This is a genomic window from Dawidia cretensis (assembly GCF_018598175.1).
Classification (GTDB): domain Bacteria; phylum Bacteroidota; class Bacteroidia; order Cytophagales; family Cyclobacteriaceae; genus Ohtaekwangia; species Ohtaekwangia cretensis.
In genome coordinates this window covers 1-295 of sequence record NZ_JAHESE010000176.1, presented here as the reverse complement: position 1 = coordinate 295, position 295 = coordinate 1, and the positions used below count along the sequence as shown (strand labels likewise).

At 60.7% G+C, this 295-nt stretch carries 1 protein-coding gene; it reads right to left on the bottom strand.

From position 1 onward, the window contains the following. Positions 1-295, bottom strand: a 295-nt coding sequence (locus KK062_RS30260) for a hypothetical protein (protein WP_254088116.1), incomplete at both ends; no start/stop codon positions are given.

The following is a 295-nucleotide window of genomic DNA, read 5'->3' as shown; positions in this document are numbered from 1 at the left end:
CTGCTGGTCGCATGCGCCGATCCATGCAATGAGCTTGGCGCGTAGGGAGCCTTCGAACGACAGATAACGGGACGGGTAGTCGTAGAAGCCTTTCAGCTCACCGTTTATACCCGCCTCGAGGCCCGCGATGTTAATGTCGGCGATCTTCAGGTATGCACCGGCTTCCCACCCGGCGGCCACGCGGAAGCCATAGCGTCCGCGACCAAAGCCCATGTCCAGGTTGACAGCGCCGTAGTTGTTATACCAAGCGCGGCCGGAAGCAACGCCGGCAAAACCACGTTCACCGGTGTCGAAG